Here is an 18,277-nt window from a genome sequence, read left to right as displayed (position 1 = left end):
CCTCGGCTTCCCTTCGACTGGAGACGACATGGCAATTCACGCCGCCGCGCCCCGGCGACGATGGCGCCGCTACGGCACCTCCTATCTGATGCTGCTGCCGTTCCTCGGCCTGTTCGCCGGTTTCCTGGTCTGGCCGCTGGCCAACTCGCTCTACCTCAGCTTCACGAAGTTCGACGGGGTGAACGCCCCGGAGTTCGAGGGGCTGGACAACTTCCGGCATCTGCTGTTCGACGACGACCGGTTCCGGCACGCCCTCGGCAACACGTTCCTCTACGTCGTGGCGTCCATCGGGATCGGCACGCTGCTGTCGCTCGGCCTCGCGCTGGCGTTCAGCGGGTCGAGCTGGCCGCACCGCATCATGCGGACGATCTTCTTCCTGCCCTCGGTGACCTCGTCGATCGCGCTCATGCTGCTCTGGAAGTGGATCTTCGCTCCGGGCGACTTCGGCCTGGCCAACACCGTCGTGACCTGGTTCGGCGGCAGGGCCGTCGAGTGGCTGGCCACCCCCGGGCTCACGATCCCGATCCTCGTGCTCATGTCGGTGTGGGGCGGGATGGGCTACGGGATGGTCCTGTACGTCGCCGGGCTCAACACGATCCCGCAGGAGTACTACGAGGCGGCCCGCATCGACGGCGCCGGCACCTGGCAGCAGTTCCGCCGCGTGACGCTGCCGCTGCTGCGCCCGGTCACCACGTACGTGGTGGTGACCGGCCTCATCGGGGCCTTCCAGGTCTTTGAAGCCGTCTACATCGTGTTCCGGGGCACCAACAACATCGGCGGCGTGCTCGACTCCGGCCTGATGATCGTGCCCTACCTCTACGACCAGGGCTTCACGCACTTCAAACTCGGCTACGCCTCGGCGATCGCGTGGGTGCTCTTCCTGATCATCTTCGCCCTGAGCATGGTCAACCTCCGCATCGGCCGCGCCCTGAAGGAGCTGTGATGGCCGCCGCCCCCACGACCACGCCGATCGCCGCCGGCCCGGCCGCCCCACCGCGGCGGGCGCCCGCCGCCGGGCCGCGCACGACCTGGCGAGGACACCTGCTGCGCCTGCCGTTCTACCTGCTGTCGCTCACCATGATCGCGCCGTTCTACTGGATGCTGATCACGGTGTTCAAACCGGTGACGGAGCTGAACCGGCAACCGCCGTCGTTCGTGCCCGAACACGCGACGCTGAGCAACTTCTACGACCCCGGCTACTCCCCCACCCGGGTGAACCCCGGTCACCTCCAGGGCATCTTCCAGCGGTTCCAAGTGGACTTCGGGTTCGGCCGCTTCATGTTCAACAGCCTGGTGATCACCGTCGCGATCACGGTCGGGTCGCTGCTGATCGCCTCGCTGGCGGCGTACGTGATCACCAAGCACCGGGTGCCGGGGCGGCGGCTGATCTTCGTGCTGATCGTCGCCTCGATGATGGTGCCCTGGCAGACCACCCTGGTGCCGAACTACGTGATCATGCGGAACCTGGGCTGGCTGGACACCTACCAGGGCTACATCATCCCGGCGCTGGCCAAGGCCTTCGTGCTGTTCTTCCTCGTGCAGTTCCTCCACTCGATCCCGGACGAGCTCATCCAGGCCGCCCGGGTCGACGGCGCCGGGGAGTGGCGCATCTGGTGGCGGATCGTGCTGCCGCTGCTGCGCCCGGCCCTCGCCGCGATGTCGATCTTCATCGTGCTCGCCGAATGGAACAACTTCCTCTGGCCGCTGATCATCGTGCAGAGCGACGAGATGGCGAACATCCCGGTCGCGCTCGCCCGCCTCAACTCGTATTTCGCGGGCGCGCAGCACCAGGGGGCGATCATGGCGGGCGGCCTGCTCGCCTCCCTGCCGTCGATCGCCTTCTTCCTCGCCTTCCAGCGCTACTTCACCCGCGGGATCGTGCTGAGCGGCCTGAAGGGCTGACCGGCTCGCGCGCCCGGGGAGGGGCCGTCCGCGCCGAGGGCTTCGGCGACCCTCTCCGGGTGCGTCAACTGGGGGTGGTGGCCCGCGCCCGGGATCACCGTCACGGTGACCCGGGGCAGCGTGTCCACGAGAGCCAGTCCCTCCGGGGCGAGCGGGTCGCGGGAGCCCACGACGACGTGCACGTCTCCCGGGTAACGCGCCAGCGCGGCCCGCAGGCTCGTCCGCCACCCCCGCGCCGCCGCCGCGGTCAGCAGCCGGGCGACGGCGCCGGCGGTGCCGCGGCGCAGATCCGCCACGCTCGATTCGAGGGCGTCCGCGTGCGCCGGATCTCCGGTGAGCCGCCGGGCCAGGGCCCGGGCGGATACCCCGCGCAGGTACGCCTGGGCCACGAGCCGTGGGGTGGGAGCGGGTCGAGGCTGGAGGAAGAACGGCGCGACGAGCGTGAGCCGGTCCACCGCGCCGGGTTGGGCGGCCGCGGCCTCCACGGCGGCCGCCGTCCCGATGGAGTGACCGACCAGGTGACGCGCGCCGGTCCCGGTCACGAGCGCGGCCAGCCAGGCCGCCCAGTCGTCGCGACCTCCCGTGCTCATCCCCAGCCCCGGCAGGTCGGCGGCACGGGCGCGGCCCATCAGTGTGACGACCGGCGCCCAGGTGTCGGCGTTGACCGGCAGTCCCGGCAGCACCACCGCGGGCGCGCCCTGCTCGCCGAGCTCGAACGTCCGCACCCCGCCCACGTCGGTGAACCGCCTGTCACCGTCGGGGGCCTCCCCGAAGCGGTGCGCCGCCAGGTGGTCGGCCCAGCGGCGGATCGTCGTGACGGTGTCCGGCATGGTCAGCGCGTGGCGGGCCGCGACGGCACGCGCCGGGCCGGTGGGATAGCGGTCGGCCGACAGGAACGTCAGCGTCTCCGGATCGGCGTTCGTGAGCCTGCGGGGCAGGCGCTTCACCAGGGGCACCGGAACCCGCAGGCGGGGCGCCCTGACCCGGTAGTGCTCCGCGACGAGCCCGATCAGGCCGGGCAGCGCGGGCGTGTCGTCGTCCAGCAGCCAGTAGGACGCGCGCTCGGTGGTCTCGTCCATCGGCAGCAGGGTCATGAACCGGGCGAGGTGGTCGACCGCGACCACGGGGACGAACGTCCGCGCGTTCCCCGGGACCGCCGCGAGAGCGCCCTGCCAGAGGTCGCGCAGGGTCGACGCGAGCCCGAGGTACTGGCCGGCCTCGCCGGTGACGCTGTCGCCGATCACGCTGGCCGGGTTGACCACCGACCAGGGCACGTCCAGCCGCTCCGCCTCGGACCGGAAGACGGCGTCCGCCTCCACCTTGGACGCCTCGTACGCGCCGAGGGCCCGGTAGGCCTTCCGCCGCTGCTCCTCGCTCCAGGGACGGGGGTCCTGCCCGCCCACGCGATACCCCGAGACGTGGACGAGGCGGCGCAGGCGTGGCAGCCGCGCCGCGAAGGCGACGACCGCGCGGACGCTGTCGACGTTGGCCCGGCGGGCCTCGTCGGCCGGCATGCCGAACCGGTAGGCGCCGGCGCAGTTGTAGACCTCCGTGACGTCGCCGGCCTCCCCGTCGATCAGCGACGGCCCGGCGAAGTCGACCCGGAGGTCGGCCGGGGCCGCCTCGTGCCCGTGCTCGGCCAGCCACTCGGCGAGCCGCCGGTAGGACTCGCGGCTTCGGCAGGCCGCGCTCACCCGGACGCCGGCCCGGCCGAGCGCGAGGACCAGGTGGCGTCCGACGAAACCGGTCGCGCCCAGGACCAGTGCGTGTCTGCCCGCGACGCTCACGACGAGACCTCCGTGCCCTTGTGGACCGGCTCGGGCGTCGGCTCCACGAGCCGGCCGCCGATCCCGGCTCCCGCTTCTTCGATCACACCTATTAGACTAGACCGGTCTACATAGTTCGCGTCAAGAGGTGCCCGGCCGTCGCCGCACGGAGCGTGTGGGAGGAACGTCCCCACATGCCACCGGGCCGCCCGTACGGACGGCCCGGTGGTCGAGAAGAGGTGGTCGAGAAGAGGGGTGGGATCAGCGGCCGGTGAACCGGCGGCCGCGACCGCCTTCGCCCGCGCCGTACCCGGCCTGCCCGCCGGCCCGGCCACGGTGGTGACCGCCGCCCCGGCCGCCACGGGACTCGCCGTGTCCGTCACCGGCCCACGGCGCCCGGGACCGCTCACCCTGGTCGGGCCACCTGCGCCGGCCCTCGCCCTCGCCGGGGCGGTCGCCGGCACGGGGACGGTCGCCGAAACGGCGACGGCCCCGCGGCTTGTCGTCCCGCTGCCTGTCGTCGTGCCCGGGCCGCAGCGGCGCGCGCACGTCGGGCTCCCATACGGCCACGGCCTCGCCGCTCGGCCGCCGGGCCCCGGCGATCTCGTTCAGGACCGGGTCGCCCGGCGCCACCCGGTGCCGCTCGGCGGCGACCCCCGCCTTGCGGGTCATCGACTCGGTGGAGCGACGCTCGCTCGGCAGCACCAGCGTCAGCACCACGCCGCGCTCGCCCGCACGGGCCGTACGGCCGCCCCGGTGCAGGTAGCTCTTGTGGTCGGCGGGCGGGTCCACGTGCAGCACGAGGCTCACGTCGTCGACGTGAATGCCGCGCGCCGCGACGTCGGTGCACACGAGCACCCCGATCTTGCCCTGGCGGAACCCGTCGAGGATGCGGGTGCGCTGGTTCTGCCGCTTGCCGCCGTGCAGGCCGCCCGCGCGGACCCCCGCCCGGGCGAGCTGCTTGACGACCCGGTCGACGCCGTGCTGGGTGCGCACGAACAGGATCGTACGGCCGTCCCGGTTGGCGATCTCGGCCGTCACGTCGGCCTTGTCGTCGCGCTGCACCTGGAGCAGGTGGTGCTCCATCGTGTCGACCGGGGAGGTGGCCGGATCCAGCGAGTGGACCACCGGGTCGGTCAGGAAGCGCTGGACCAGCGTGTCCACGTCGCCGTCGAGCGTCGCGGAGAACAGCAGGCGCTGCCCGTCGGCGGGCGTGCGCGCGAGCAGCGCGCTCACCACGGGGAGGAAGCCGAGGTCGCACATGTGGTCGGCCTCGTCGAGGACCGTGATCTCGACGTCGTCGAGGGCGCACGCGCCCTGCTCGATCAGGTCGGTGAGGCGGCCGGGCGTGGCGACCACGACGTCCACCCCCCGGCGCAGGTCCTCGATCTGGCGGCCCATCGGCATGCCTCCGACGACCGTCCTGGTGCGCAGCGACAGCCCCCGGCCGAGCGGCTCGATGGTGGCGGCGACCTGGAAGGCGAGTTCGCGGGTGGGCACCAGGACGAGGGCGCGGGGCCGCCGGGGCGCCGACTTGTCCCCCGCGATCCTGGCCAGCGTCGGCAGGCCGAAGGCGAGGGTCTTGCCGGAACCGGTCCGGCCGCGTCCGAGGACGTCGAGCCCGGCGAGGATGTCGGGGATGGCCGCCCGCTGGATCGGGAACGGCGTGGTGATGCCCTGCCGGGCGAGCCCTGTCACGAGCGGTCTGGGCAGCCCCAGCGTCCCGAACTCGGCAGGGGTGGTCGTGCCCTCGTCGAGGGCAGAGATGGTCACGAAATCGTGCCTTTCGAAGAAAGACGTGCCGGAACACGCGGGCGCGTCACTTCTGCGAAAGGACGAGCCGGGTCAGGCACGGCAGGCGTGCCGTGCCTACGGGCATCACTGGCCGGAATTACGACGGCCTGCTGCCCGCACGATGCCGTGAGCACACGTCCCGCAGAAGTGGAGACCGCCGGGCGGCGGCTCTCACGGACGCCTTTCACTCACGTCGCACAAGGAAGAGCAAAAAACGATCGTACGGCATTCCCGCATCGCATCGGTCACGCCGGTGCGGGACACGCTCCGCGCGTGGGGGACAAACGCGGCGTCCCGCCGCGTGCGGACGCGGCGGGACGGTGCGGGTTCTCTCTGGCGGGAGGTCGCCGGGATCAGACGTTGAAGCCGAGCATCCTCAGCTGGTCACGGCCCTCTTCGGTGATCTTGTCGGGGCCCCACGGCGGCAGCCAGACCCAGTTGATGACCACGTTGGAGACCAGGTCGGCGAGCGCCGAGTTGGCCTGGTCCTCGATCACGTCGGTCAGCGGGCAGGCGGCGCTGGTCAGCGTCATGTCGATGGTGGCGATCGGGCGCTCGCCCTCGCCGGCCGGGTCGAGGTTGACGCCGTACACGAGGCCGAGGTCCACCACGTTGATCCCCAGTTCGGGGTCCACGACGTCCTTCAGCGCCTCGAGCACGTCGTCGAGGCTGGTCTCCCCGTCGTAGGTGCCGGGGGCGGCCCCGGCCGTCTCGGCGACCGGTCCCGTGGGGGTCTGGGTCGGCTTGCTCACGTCGTCTCCTCACCTCGCGCCGCCCGCGGCGCGGCGCCGTACTTCCCAACGCGGCGGAGGCCGCCGGTCATCCCTGGCTCCTCATGAGCGCGTCCTTGTAGGCCATCCAGGCCAGCAGCGCGCACTTGACGCGGGCGGGGAACTTCGCCACACCGGCGAACGCCACCGCGTCGCCCAGCACGTCCTCATCCGGCTCCACCTGGCCCCTGCCCTGCATGAGCCGGGTGAACTCCTCCACCACCGACAGCGACTCCTCCACGGTGGAGCCCGTGGCGAGCTCGTGCAGCACCGAGGCGGCGGCCTGGCTGATGGAGCAGCCCTGACCGTCGTAGGACACGTCGAGCACCTTGCCGCCGTCGGCCACCTTCACCCGCAGCGTCACCTCGTCGCCGCAGGTCGGGTTGACGTGGTGCACCTCGGCGTCGTAAGGGTCACGGAGGCCGCGCCCCTGGGGATGCTTGTAGTGCTCCAGGATCAGCTCCTGGTACATCGATTCAGCGATCATGGCTCAGCCGAACACCTTCTGCACGTGGTGGAGGCCGCGGACCAGTGCGTCGATCTCGGCCGTCGTGTTGTACAGGTAGAAAGACGCCCGTGTGGTCGCGGGAATTCCGAACCTGAGGTGCAGCGGCCGGGCGCAGTGATGACCTACCCGGACCGCGATCCCGTACACGTCGTCGAGGATCTGCCCCACGTCGTGCGGGTGGATCCCCTCCAGCGTGAACGAGATCGTGCCGCCGCGGGCGATGGGCGTGCGCGGGCCGATGATCCTGAGCCCCGGGACCTCCGGCAGCGCCTCCAGCGCGTACGCGACGAGTTCCTTCTCGTGCGCCTTGATCTGGTCCATGCCGACGGCGGTCAGGTAGTCGGCCGCGGCGCCGAGGCCGATCGCCTCGACGATCGGCGGCGTCCCGGCCTCGAACTTGTGCGGCACCGGCGCGTACGTCGAGCGGTCCATCCAGACCGCCTCGATCATCTCGCCGCCGCCGAGGAACGGCGGCATCGCGTCGAGCAGCTCGCGACGGCCCCACAGCACGCCGATGCCGGACGGCCCGACCATCTTGTGGCCGGTGAACGCGACGAAGTCGACGCCCAGCTCGGTCACGTCCACGGGCTGGTGCGGCACCGACTGCGACGCGTCGAGCATCATCAGCGCGCCGACCTCGCGCGCGCGGGCCAGGATCGGCGAGACCGAGTTGACCGTGCCCAGCACGTTCGACTGGTGCGTGATCGACACGATCTTCGTGCGCTCGTTGACCAGCTCCTCCAGGCCCTCGACGTCGAGGCGGCCCTCGTCGGTCACCGGGAACCAGCGCAGCGTCGCGCCGGTCCGCTGCGCGAGCAGCTGCCACGGCACGATGTTGGAGTGGTGCTCCATCTCCGAGATGACGATCTCGTCGCCGGGGCCGATCCGGAACCGCTCGTCCTCGCCGACGGGGTTGCCGAAGGCGTACGCCACGAGGTTGAGGGCCTCGGAGGCGTTCTTGGTGAAGACGATCTCGTCGCGCGAGGGGGCCTTCACGAACGCGGCGATCTTGTCGCGCGCGGCCTCGTAGGCCTCGGTCGACTCGCTGCCCAGCACGTGCAGCGCCCGGCCGACGTTGCCGTAGTGCCAGGTCAGATGATCGCGCATGGTCTCGATCACCTGGGTCGGCTTCTGGGAGGAGTTGCCGGAGTCGAGGTAGACCAGCGACCTGCCTCCGGGAAGTTCGCGGCCGAGGACCGGGAAGTCCTTCCTGATCCTCTCCACGTCGAAGCCGGGCGCACTCATCAGGCGGACGCCGCCTTCGTGGTGTAGGCCTCGTAGCCCTCGTTCTCCAGCTTGTCGGCCAGCTCAGGGCCGCCCTCCTCCACCACGCGCCCGCCGGCGAAGACGTGGACGAAGTCCGGCTTCACGTAGCGCAGGATGCGGGTGTAGTGGGTGATCAGCAGCACGCCGGTGTCGCCGCTCGCGCGGAACCGGTTGATGCCCTCGGAGACCACGCGCAGGGCGTCGACGTCGAGGCCGGAGTCGGTCTCGTCCAGGACGGCGATCTTGGGCTTGAGCAGTTCGAGCTGGAGGATCTCGTGGCGCTTCTTCTCGCCGCCGGAGAAGCCCTCGTTCGTGTTGCGCTGGGCGAAGGCCGGGTCGATGGACAGCGCGTCCATGCCCGACTTCAGCTCCTTGGCGAAGTCGCGCAGCTTGGGCGCCTCGCCGCGGACCGCGGTGATCGCCGAGCGCAGGAAGTTCGACACGCTGACGCCGGGGACCTCGACCGGGTACTGCATGGCGAGGAAGAGGCCGGCGCGGGCGCGCTCGTCCACCGACATCTCCAGCAGGTCCTCGCCGTCGAGCAGCACGGAGCCGGAGGTGATCGTGTACTTCGGGTGGCCGGCGACGGCGTAGGCCAGCGTCGACTTGCCCGAGCCGTTCGGGCCCATGATGGCGTGCGTCTCGCCGCTGCGGACCGTCAGGTCGACGCCGCGCAGGATCTCCTTGTCGCCCACGGCGACGTGCAGGTCACGGATCTCAAGAGTGGACACGGGTATTTACTCCTTCGAGAGCGAGACGTACACGTCGTCGCCTTCGATCTTGACACGGTAGACGTTGACGGGCCTGGTCGCGGGCGGCCCGGTGGGCTTGCCGCTGCGCAGGTCGAAACAGGAGCCGTGGAGCCAGCATTCCAGGGTGTGGTCGTAGACCTCGCCCTCGCTGAGCCGCACCTCGGCGTGGGAGCACACGTCGTGCAGGGCGAAGACCTCGCCGCCGGTCCTGACCAGGGCGACGGGCGTCTCACCGACCTCCAGGCCGATGACGCCGCCGTCGGGGATGTCCCCGACCTGGCAGACCTTCTCCCAGTGGGCGATCTCGGAGCTCATCGGGCCAGCTCCGCCTCGACCGCGGACAGGACCCGCTCGCGGATCTCCGGCACCTCGATCTTCTCCAGCAGCTGGGCGAAGAAGCCGTGGATGACCAGGCGGCGCGCCTCGTCGAACGGGATGCCGCGGGCCTGCAGGTAGAAGATGTGCTCGTCGTCGAGACGGCCGGAGGCGGACGCGTGGCCCGCTCCCGCGACCTCGCCGGTGAGGATCTCCAGGTTCGGCACCGAGTCGGCGCGGGCGCCGTCGGTGAGGATGAGGTTCCGGTTCAGCTCGTAGGTGTCGGTGCCCTCGGCCTCGGCCCGGATGATCACGTCCCCGATCCAGACCGCGTGCGCGTCGTCGCCCTGCAGCGCGCCCTTGTAGGTCACGTTGCTGCGGCAGTTCGGCACGCTGTGGTCCACCAGGAGGCGGTGCTCCAGGTGCTGGCCGGCGTCCACGAAGTACAGCCCGGTGAGATCGGCGTCGCCGCCGGGGGCGGTGTACGACACCGAGGGCGACAGCCGTACGAGGTCGCCGCCGAGGGTGACCACGAACGAGCGGAACGTCGCGTCCTTGCCGAGCCGCGCGTGGTGGTGGGAGACGTGCACGGCGTCGTCGTCCCAGTCCTGCAGGCTGACGACCTTGAGCGTCGCGCCCTCGGCCACGTCGAACTCGACGTTGTCGGCGTAGACGGCGCTGCCGCGGTGGTCGAGGACCAGCACGGCCTCGGCCATCGGCTCCACCGACACGAGGATGTGCCCGTACGCGGCGGCGCCCGCCCCGGACCCCCGCAGGGTGATCAGGGTGGGCCGGGAGGCGGCCGTCATCTTCGGCACCGTGACGACGGTGGCCTTCTCGAACGACGAGTACGCCTGCGCGCTGACCCGGTCGGCCGGCGTGTAGGCCTTGCCGAGCCGGGCGTCGTCGCGGCCGACGGTCTCGACGCGCACCTCGGGCGCGGCCTCGACGTCCACCACGACGCCGCCGGTGAGGGCGGCCGTGCCGTTGTGCAGGCCCTTGAGCCGCGACAGCGGCGTGAACCGCCACTCCTCCTCGCGGCCCGTCGGCACCGGGAAGTCCGCCACGTCGTACGACGCCTTCTCGTGCAGCGTCGACAGCGGTTTGGTCTCCAGGCCCATCAGCCGACCGCTCCTTCCATCTGCAGCTCGATCAGGCGGTTGAGCTCCAGGGCGTACTCCATGGGCAGCTCGCGGGCGATCGGCTCGACGAAGCCGCGCACGATCATGGCCATCGCCTCGTCCTCGCCGAGGCCGCGGCTCATCAGGTAGAACAGCTGGTCCTCCGACACCTTGGAGACCGTGGCCTCGTGGCCCATGGACACGTCGTCCTCACGGACGTCCACGTACGGGTAGGTGTCGGACCGGCTGATCTGGTCGACGAGCAGCGCGTCGCACTTGACTGTCGAGGCCGAGCCGGCCGCGCCCTCGTCGATCTGCACCAGGCCGCGGTAGGACGTGCGGCCGCCGCCGCGCGCCACGGACTTGGAGATGATCGTGGAGGACGTCTTGGGCGCGAGGTGCACCATCTTGGCGCCCGCGTCCTGGTGCTGGCCCTCGCCCGCGAAGGCGACCGACAGCGTCTCGCCCTTGGCGTGCTCGCCCATCAGGTAGACGGCGGGGTACTTCATCGTGACCTTGGAGCCGATGTTGCCGTCGATCCACTCCATGGTCGCGCCCTCGTACGCCACGGCGCGCTTGGTGACCAGGTTGTAGACGTTGTTCGACCAGTTCTGGATCGTCGTGTAGCGGCAGCGGGCGCCCTTCTTCACGATGATCTCGACGACCGCCGAGTGGAGCGAGTCGGACGAGTAGATCGGCGCGGTGCAGCCCTCGACGTAGTGGACGTAGGAGTTCTCGTCCACGATGATCAGGGTCCGCTCGAACTGGCCCATGTTCTCGGTGTTGATCCGGAAGTAGGCCTGCAGCGGGATCTCGACGTGCACGTTCGGCGGCACGTAGATGAACGATCCGCCCGACCACACGGCCGTGTTGAGCGCGGCGAACTTGTTGTCGCCCACCGGGATCACCGAGCCGAAGTACTCCTTGAAGAGCTCCTCGTGCTCGCGCAGCCCGGTGTCGGTGTCGACGAAGATGACGCCCTTCTCCTCGAGGTCCTCACGAATCTTGTGATAGACGACCTCGGACTCGTACTGGGCGGCGACGCCGGCGATGAGGCGCTGCTTCTCCGCCTCCGGGATGCCGAGCTTGTCGTAGGTGTTCTTGATGTCGGCGGGCAGCTCGTCCCAGGACGCGGCCTGCTTCTCCGTCGAACGGACGAAGTACTTGATGTTGTCGAAGTCGATGCCCGTGAGGTCGGAGCCCCAGGTCGGCAGCGGCTTCTTCCCGAACAGCCGAAGGCCCTTGAGGCGCAGGTCGAGCATCCACTCCGGCTCGTTCTTGAGCGCGGAGATGTCGCGGACGACCTCTTCGGACAGCCCACGCCGGGCCGTGGCCCCAGCCACGTCCGCGTCGGCCCAGCCGAACTTGTAATTCCCGAGGCCTTCCAGCTCCGGGCGGTCGGTGACAGTCACCTTCCGGACTCCTTGCTCGTCGATGTGCTCGATAGGTCGGTACGCGCGTGCCGTGCGGCGAGCGCGTGTGAACTCACATGGGTGGTGCAGACCCCGTCGCCGTTGGCGATCGTGGCCAGCCGCTGCACCGGGGTGCCCAGCAGCCGGGCGAACGCCTCGGTCTCCGCCTCGCACAGCTGCGGGAACTGCGCCGCGACGTGCGCGACCGGGCAGTGGTGCTGGCACAACTGCTCGCCGCCCTTGCCCGTCGCCGTCGCCGACGCCGCGTAGCCCTCCGTGGACAGAGCCTCGGCCAGCACGCGGACCCGCTGCTCGGCCGGGACCTCGCGCATGAGCGCCTCGAGCCGGCCGACCAGCCCGGACACCTGCGCCCGCGCGAACTCCGACACCGCTTCACCGCCCAGACGCTCGGCCAGGAAGCGCAGCGCGCTGCCGGCCAGGTCGTCGTAGGCGTGGACGAAGGCGCTGCGGCCCGCGTCGGTGATCGCGAACATCTTCGCGGGCCTGCCCCGTCCCCGCTGGCCGCGCGGGCGGGCCGTACGAGGCTCTATCATGCCCTCGGCCAGCAGCGCGTCGAGGTGACGGCGGACCGCGGCCGGAGTAAGGCCGAGCCGCTCGCCGAGCGCCGCGGCGGTCACCGGACCGTGCTCCAGGATGAGCCGCGCCACCCTGGCCCGGGTCCCCCGCTCGGCACCGAGGTCCTTGTTCACGACGTCCCTGTTCACGACGTCCCTGTGCGGGATGTCTCTGTGCGCAGGGGTCGCCGCAACCGGCCGTGTCACCACGGCCTTCTCGGCGTTCTGCTTCCCCTGCACGTATTTCACAACATCAGTGTGCCGTAATTCCTTCCCGGCCGACAAACCCAAGCCGGGGTCCACGGGAATGCAATTTCTCACGCAGGTAAGGCTTACCTAACCTGCGACGACGAGGCTTTTCCCCATCCTTTACCCCCGAGGGCTGGAATGACGGCACTCGCCGACGAGAGCGCGCTTCCCGCTCCCTAGACTCGATGCCGTCGACGACTGACCAGGACGACCCGTATCCGGCCGGCTCTGGCGGTCGGTCCGTGAGGGGAGGCCGGTGCGGTGCCGGGGGTGGACAGCACGCTTGACAGCGCGCGTGGCGGCGCGGACGGCGGCGCTCCCGCGGTCGAGATCGACGGGCTGGTCAAGCGGTACGGGAGCACCACGGCCGTCGACGGGCTCACCCTCACCTGCGCCCGGGGCGCCGTCACGGCGATCCTCGGGCCCAACGGCGCCGGCAAGACCTCCACGATCGAGATCTGCGAGGGCTTCCGCCGGCCGGACGGCGGGACCGTCCGCGTGCTCGGCCTGGACCCGGCCGACCCCGCTCTCAGGCCGCGCCTGGGGATCATGCCGCAGACGGGAGGGGTGCCTCCCGCCGCCCGCGCGGGCGAGTGGCTGCGGGTGGTCTCCCGGTTCTACGCCCACCCGCTCGACCCGGACGCCCTGCTCGGCCTGCTCGGTCTGGCCGGGCACGCGCGCACGCCGTACCGGCGGCTGTCGGGCGGGCAGCAGCAGCGCCTGTCGCTCGCGGCGGCGGTGATCGGACGGCCCGAACTGGTCTTCCTGGACGAGCCGACCGCCGGGCTCGACCCGCAGGCGCGCCACGCCTGCTGGGACCTCGTCACGGCCCTGCGCGCCGCCGGGGTGTCGGTGGTGCTGACGACCCATCAGATGGACGAGGCGGAGAAGCTCTCCGACCACGTCGTGGTCATCGACCACGGCCGGGTGGTGGCCGAGGGCACGCCCGAGTCGCTGACCGGCGCCGAGCGCCAGCTCAGGTTCCGCGCGCGGCCGGGGCTCGACCTGGAGGAACTGCTGGCGGCGCTGCCGCCGGGCAGCGCGGCCAAGGAGTCGCCCGCGGGGCACTACATCATCGAGGGGCAGGTCGGCCCCCAGCTGCTCGCGACCGTCACCGCCTGGTGCGCCACCGAGGGCGTCACCACCGAGGACCTGCGCATCGAGCGGCGCACCCTGGAGGACGTCTTCCTCGAACTGACCGGCAGGGAGCTGCGGTGACCACGATCGCCACACTGGACCTCACGCCGCGGCCGGGGGCCGCGCCGCTGCACCGGATGGTCCTCGCCCAGGCGGGCGCGGAGATCCGGGCCACGCTGCGCAACGGCGAGCAGCTCCTGCTCACGCTGATCATCCCGATCCTGCTGCTCGTCGGTTTCTCCACGGCCCCGCTGGTGGACGTCGGCGCCGGTCCGCGCGTCGACTTCGTCGCCCCCGGCATCCTCGCGCTGGCGGTCATGTCGACCGCGTTCACCGGGCAGGCGATCGCGACCGGTTTCGAGCGGCGGTACGGCGTGCTCAAGCGCCTGGGCGCGACCCCGTTGTCGCGGGCCGGGCTGCTGCTGGCCAAGACCGCCGCCGTCGTCGCCGTGGAGGCGCTGCAGGTCGTGGTGATCGTCGTGGTGGCGCTGACGCTCGGCTGGTCGCCGCACGGCGATCCGCTGTGGGCCGTGCCGCTCCTGCTGCTTGGCACGGCGGCCTTCAGCGGCCTCGGCCTGCTCATGGCCGGGACGCTCCGGGCGGAGGCCACGCTGGCCGGGGCCAACCTCGTCTACCTGGTGCTGCTCGGGCTCGGCGGCGTGCTGTTCCCGCTGGACCGGTTCCCCGCGGGCGTCCGGCACGTGCTCGAACTGCTGCCGATCAGCGCGCTCACCTCCGGCCTGCGGACCGTCCTGAGCGCCGGCGGCGGCTTCCCCGGCGGCGCGCTGCTCGTGCTGCTGTGCTGGACGGTGGGCGCGCTCGCCCTGGCCGCCCGCACGTTCCGCTGGGAATGACCCCGGGGGCCTACCGGCGGCCTGACGGCCCCTGCATATGATTGCGGGCGTTGTCCGTGATCAATGCCAGTCTGGGGTCGCCGGCATGACCGCTGAATCCCTTCCGGGGGCCGAGCCGTACCGCATGAGGCCGTCGCCGGGCAGGGCGCTGCGGGCCGCGTCCGACGCGATACCGCCGCCGGGCCTGGTGCTGCTGGCCGTCCTGTCGGTCCAGGTGGGCGCCGGGCTGGCCAAGAACCTGTTCACCCAGCTTCCCCCCACGGCCGTGGTGTTCCTGCGCATCGCCACCGGCGCGGTCATGCTGCTGGCCGTCGTCCGGCCCCGGGTGCGCGGGCTGTCGCGGCGCGACCTCGCCGTCGGCGCCGCCTTCGGGCTCAGCCTCGGCCTGATGAACCTGTCGTTCTACGAGGCGCTCGCCCGGCTGCCGATCGGGATCGCGGTGTCCATCGAGTTCGTCGGGCCGCTCACCCTGGCCGTGGTGTCCTCCCGGCGCAGGCTCGACCTGTTGTGGGTGGCGCTGGCCGCCGCCGGCGTGGTCCTGCTCGCCCCCTGGGGCGACGCGGGGACCGCGAGCTGGGCGGGGATCGGATTCGCCGCGCTCGCGGGGACGTTCTGGGCCGCCTACATCGTGTTCTCCCAGGCCACCGGCGCCCGTTTCCCCGGCGCCAGCGGACTGTCGCTCGCCATGATCGTGGCGACGGTCGTCATCGCGCCCATCGGCGTCACCGCGGGCGGGACCGACCTGCTGCGGCCCGAGATCCTGCTCGTCGGAGCCGGGGTCGGCCTGCTCTCCTCGGTCATCCCCTACTCGCTGGAGCTCGAGGCGCTGCGCCGGATGCCCAAGCGGGTCTTCGGGATCCTGATGAGCCTGGAGCCCGCCGTCGCCGCCCTCGTCGGCCTGTTCGTCCTGGGCGAGGTGCTTCAGGTTCGCGAGTGGGCGGCGATCGGCTGCGTGGTCGTCGCCTCCATCGGCGCCACCCGCCGGGACGACGGCTGACCCGGTCCGCCCGGGCCGCCGCTCACTGCGCGGGCGGGCCGCCCGACCAGATCGCCCGTACGTGCCGCAGGTGGTGGTTCATCAGGCTCTCGGCCGCCGCGGCGTCGCCGCGTACGAGGGCGTCGAGGAGGTCGAGGTGCTCGCGCGCCGAGGCCGCGAGCAGCCGCGCGTCGGGCCGGCCGCGCAACCCGTAGAGCCGGGCCCGGGCGCGCAGGTCCCTGACCGTCTCGACCAGCCGCACGTTGCCCGACAGGGCCAGCAGCGCGAGGTGGAACCGCTGGTCGGCGGCCACGTAGGCGAGCAGATCGCCCCGTGCCGCGGCCGAGACGATCTCCTCGGCGATCGGGCGCAGTTCCCCGGCCTCCACGACCGCGGATCGCCCGGCGAGCCGGGCCACCGTGGGCACCTCGAGCAGCCGCCTGATCTCGATGATCTCGTCGAGGTCGCGCTCGGACACCTCCGCGACCCGGAAGCCCTTGTTGCGCAGCGCCTCGAACAGGCCCTCCTTGGCGAGGTCGAGCATGGCCTCCCGCACCGGTGTGGCGGAGACCCCGAACCTCGCCGCCAGCGCGGGGGCCGAGTACACGACGCCGGGCCGCATCTCCCCGGCCACCACCGCGTCGCGCAGCGCCTGCGCCACCCGCTCGCGCAGGTTCTTCTGCCGCGTTCTCCCGTCCGGTGCGCGGAGGTCGTCGCTCGTGCGTCCCGCCGGTCCGTCCCACGCCCCGCCCATCGACCGGCCACCGCCCTCCTCGGTCCCGTACCGCCGATCGTACCGGCCCAGCCGCGGCGATGATCACCGCGGGCGGCGGGGTCCGGAGAAGGGACCACCCACAGGGCCACCTACGATTGATGCCGTGAATCCCACGACCGACCGGATCCGCGGCAGGCTGCTCGCCTTCTACCGCTCGTTCATGTTCCCGACGAACGAGTCGATGCGGCGGTGGGCGCTGGCGGCGATCGTGGTCAACGTCGGCATCACCGTCACCGGCGCCGCCGTGCGCGTCACCGGCTCCGGACTCGGCTGCCCGACCTGGCCGCGCTGCACGCCCGACAGCTTCGTCCCGGCCAGGATCGACACGCACGCGCCCCTCAACATGGCGATCGAGTTCGGCAACCGGCTGCTGGCGTTCCTCGTGCTCGCGGTCGCGGTGCCGTGTGTGATCGCCGCCTGGAAGCTGTCGCGGGGCGAGCGCGGCCCGGTCCTGCTGCGGCTCGCGCTGGTGCAGCCGGCCGGCGTCGTCGTCCAGGCCCTGTGGGGCGGGCTCGTGGTCCACACGATGCTCAACCCGGTGACCGTCAGCGTCCACTTCCTGCTGTCCGTCGGCATGATCGCCGCCGCCGTCGTGCTGTTCGCGCGGGCGGGCGAGGGCGACGCCCCGGCGGAGGGGCTGGTCCGCAAGGAGATCCGCACACTGGGGTACGTGCTGGCCGCGGCCGCCTTCGCGCTGCTGCTCGCCGGGGTGGTGGTGACCGGCACCGGGCCCCACTCGGGCGACGACGCGGCCTCCCGCTTCGGCTTCGACATCCAGAGCGTGGTGCGGCTGCACACCGACATCGCCTACGTCGTCGTCGGGCTGACGTTCGCCCTGCTGCTGGCCCTGCGCGTCACCGACTCCCCCGGCCCGGCCCGGCGCGCCGCGCTCGTGCTGCTCGCGGTGGAGCTCTCCCAGGGCGTGGTCGGCTACGTGCAGTACTTCCTCGCCGTTCCCGCGGCACTGGTGCTCCTGCACGTGCTGGGGGCGACACTGGTGTGGGTCTGCGCGCTGCGCGTCGTGTTCCTGATGCGAACCCGGGGTCCCGCGCCCGTCCCGGCCTACGGGCGGCCGGAGCTCCACCACGCGGGGGTCTGACCCCGGTGAGCGTCTTACGCCCCTGGACCTGGTCCCGTACGGCCCTGCGCCGCGGCTTCCAGGGGCTGGTCGCCCTGAGCGTGCTGCCGCTCGCGCCGATGACCTGGGCCTGGCTGACGAGCGCCGGCCACCGGGTGACCGCCGAGCCGGGCACGCGCTGGACCGCCGAGGTGCCAACGATGCCGGCCGCGCTCGTCCTGGGCGCGGGCGTGCGGGACGGGCAGCCCAGCGCGATGCTGCGCGCCCGGCTCGACATCGCGGCCGAGCTGTACCGCACGGGCAGGGTGCGGGCCCTGCTGCTGTCCGGCGACAACAGCCGCAGGGACTACGACGAGCCCTCGGTCATGCGCGACTACCTGGTCTCCGGCGGCGTGCCCGCGGACAGGATCGTCCTCGACTACGCCGGGTTCGACACCTGGGACTCCTGCGTACGGGCCAAGGAGATCTTCGGCGCGTCCCGTCTCGTCGTCGTGACCCAGGTGTTCCACCTCCCCCGGGCCGTGGCGCTGTGCCGTACGGCCGGGCTGGACGCGTTCGGGGTCGGCGACGACTCGAGCCGCGACTGGCCGGCGGAGACGGTGGCCTACGCCCTCAGGGAGCTCCCGGCCGCGGCCAAGGGGCTGGCCGACGGCCTGGTGCTGCGCTCCTCGCCGCGGTTCCTCGGCCGGCGCGAGACCGCGCTCGACCACGCCCTGGCCCGCTGACTCCCGCCTCCCGACGGCGCTTCGTGACGGGCCGCCGGGACGCGCGCGGCGAAACTTTCATCGCGTTGCGGCCCGTGAACTGGGCGGACAGCGCATGCCGGAGCGGCTCCGCTGGTCCGGCGCGATTCGGCGCGTTAGGGTCCGGGCCATGTGGGAGCGCTCCCACCATCCCCAGGGAGGTGAGGCCACACCCACAGTGGCTATCGCACCGCGGGTACGAGAGGCGGATCCTCCTCCGCCCACCCATCGCGCAACGCCCGGGGAGCCGCCGCGACGGCCTCCCCGGGCGTCATCCCCGGCAC

At 71.9% G+C, this 18,277-nt stretch carries 18 protein-coding genes; 7 read left to right on the top strand and 11 right to left on the bottom strand.

What is annotated here, in order from left to right:
• The first annotated feature begins 28 nt into the window (after window positions 1-28).
• Entirely contained in the window at window positions 29-943 is a 915-nt protein-coding gene (locus tag AAH991_RS28285; RefSeq protein WP_346228948.1) for a carbohydrate ABC transporter permease, read from the top strand.
• Window positions 943-1,902, top strand: a complete 960-nt coding sequence (locus AAH991_RS28280) for a carbohydrate ABC transporter permease (RefSeq protein ID WP_346228947.1) — start codon at window positions 943-945, stop codon at window positions 1,900-1,902. Before AAH991_RS28285 ends, AAH991_RS28280 begins: the two co-directional genes overlap by 1 nt.
• Here the strand turns inward: AAH991_RS28280 and AAH991_RS28275 are convergent.
• From AAH991_RS28275 to AAH991_RS28230, 10 genes are all read right to left on the bottom strand, one after another.
• Window positions 1,860-3,689, bottom strand: a complete 1,830-nt coding sequence (locus AAH991_RS28275) for an alpha/beta fold hydrolase (RefSeq protein ID WP_346228946.1) — start codon at window positions 3,687-3,689, stop codon at window positions 1,860-1,862. The genes AAH991_RS28280 and AAH991_RS28275 overlap by 43 nt on opposite strands.
• Before the next feature lie 240 nt (window positions 3,690-3,929).
• Entirely contained in the window at window positions 3,930-5,441 is a 1,512-nt protein-coding gene (locus tag AAH991_RS28270; RefSeq protein ID WP_346228945.1) for a DEAD/DEAH box helicase, read from the bottom strand.
• A 374-nt stretch (window positions 5,442-5,815) separates the two neighbouring features.
• Complete coding sequence (locus AAH991_RS28265; protein ID WP_428834042.1) at window positions 5,816-6,214, bottom strand: metal-sulfur cluster assembly factor; 399 nt, start codon at window positions 6,212-6,214, stop codon at window positions 5,816-5,818.
• Window positions 6,215-6,281: 67 nt separating this feature from the next.
• Window positions 6,282-6,719: a Fe-S cluster assembly sulfur transfer protein SufU gene (gene sufU / locus AAH991_RS28260; RefSeq protein ID WP_169985945.1), complete on the bottom strand. Its 438-nt coding sequence runs from the start codon at window positions 6,717-6,719 to the stop codon at window positions 6,282-6,284.
• A gap of 3 nt (window positions 6,720-6,722) precedes the next feature.
• Window positions 6,723-7,985 (bottom strand): cysteine desulfurase, encoded by a 1,263-nt coding sequence (locus AAH991_RS28255; RefSeq protein WP_346228944.1) that lies wholly within the window; start codon window positions 7,983-7,985, stop codon window positions 6,723-6,725.
• Window positions 7,985-8,737 (bottom strand): Fe-S cluster assembly ATPase SufC, encoded by a 753-nt coding sequence (gene sufC / locus AAH991_RS28250; RefSeq protein WP_346228943.1) that lies wholly within the window; start codon window positions 8,735-8,737, stop codon window positions 7,985-7,987. Before sufC ends, AAH991_RS28255 begins: the two co-directional genes overlap by 1 nt.
• Before the next feature lie 6 nt (window positions 8,738-8,743).
• Window positions 8,744-9,073, bottom strand: a complete 330-nt coding sequence (locus AAH991_RS28245; RefSeq protein ID WP_346228942.1) for a non-heme iron oxygenase ferredoxin subunit — start codon at window positions 9,071-9,073, stop codon at window positions 8,744-8,746.
• On the bottom strand, window positions 9,070-10,194 hold the full coding sequence (gene sufD / locus AAH991_RS28240; protein ID WP_346228941.1) for a Fe-S cluster assembly protein SufD: 1,125 nt from the start codon (window positions 10,192-10,194) through the stop codon (window positions 9,070-9,072). The genes AAH991_RS28245 and sufD overlap by 4 nt, the downstream gene beginning before the upstream one ends.
• Complete coding sequence (sufB, locus tag AAH991_RS28235) at window positions 10,194-11,606, bottom strand: Fe-S cluster assembly protein SufB (RefSeq protein WP_428834041.1); 1,413 nt, start codon at window positions 11,604-11,606, stop codon at window positions 10,194-10,196. Before sufB ends, sufD begins: the two co-directional genes overlap by 1 nt.
• The gene (locus AAH991_RS28230) at window positions 11,603-12,349 is read right to left on the bottom strand and encodes a helix-turn-helix transcriptional regulator (protein WP_346228976.1); all 747 of its coding nucleotides are present in this window, start codon (window positions 12,347-12,349) and stop codon (window positions 11,603-11,605) included. Before AAH991_RS28230 ends, sufB begins: the two co-directional genes overlap by 4 nt.
• A gap of 351 nt (window positions 12,350-12,700) precedes the next feature.
• Between AAH991_RS28230 and AAH991_RS28225 the strand changes: the two genes are divergently transcribed.
• From AAH991_RS28225 to AAH991_RS28215, 3 genes are all read left to right on the top strand, one after another.
• Window positions 12,701-13,648, top strand: a complete 948-nt coding sequence (locus AAH991_RS28225) for an ABC transporter ATP-binding protein (RefSeq protein ID WP_346228940.1) — start codon at window positions 12,701-12,703, stop codon at window positions 13,646-13,648.
• Between the two features lie 56 nt (window positions 13,649-13,704).
• Window positions 13,705-14,421 (top strand): ABC transporter permease, encoded by a 717-nt coding sequence (locus AAH991_RS28220; protein WP_346228975.1) that lies wholly within the window; start codon window positions 13,705-13,707, stop codon window positions 14,419-14,421.
• Between the two features lie 85 nt (window positions 14,422-14,506).
• A complete protein-coding gene (locus AAH991_RS28215) occupies window positions 14,507-15,418 on the top strand; it encodes an EamA family transporter (protein WP_346228939.1) in 912 nt (303 codons plus the stop codon).
• Between the two features lie 22 nt (window positions 15,419-15,440).
• Here the strand turns inward: AAH991_RS28215 and AAH991_RS28210 are convergent, their stop codons facing one another.
• Window positions 15,441-16,151, bottom strand: a complete 711-nt coding sequence (locus AAH991_RS28210; protein ID WP_346228938.1) for a GntR family transcriptional regulator — start codon at window positions 16,149-16,151, stop codon at window positions 15,441-15,443.
• Between the two features lie 124 nt (window positions 16,152-16,275).
• Between AAH991_RS28210 and AAH991_RS28205 the strand changes: the two genes are divergently transcribed.
• Window positions 16,276-17,271, top strand: a complete 996-nt coding sequence (locus AAH991_RS28205; RefSeq protein ID WP_346228937.1) for a COX15/CtaA family protein — start codon at window positions 16,276-16,278, stop codon at window positions 17,269-17,271.
• A gap of 5 nt (window positions 17,272-17,276) precedes the next feature.
• Complete coding sequence (locus tag AAH991_RS28200; protein ID WP_346228936.1) at window positions 17,277-17,975, top strand: SanA/YdcF family protein; 699 nt, start codon at window positions 17,277-17,279, stop codon at window positions 17,973-17,975.
• Window positions 17,976-18,277 lie beyond the last annotated feature (302 nt).

Source organism: Microbispora sp. ZYX-F-249 (assembly GCF_039649665.1).
Lineage (GTDB): Bacteria > Actinomycetota > Actinomycetes > Streptosporangiales > Streptosporangiaceae > Microbispora > Microbispora maris.
This window is presented reverse-complemented; position numbering and strand designations above follow the sequence as displayed.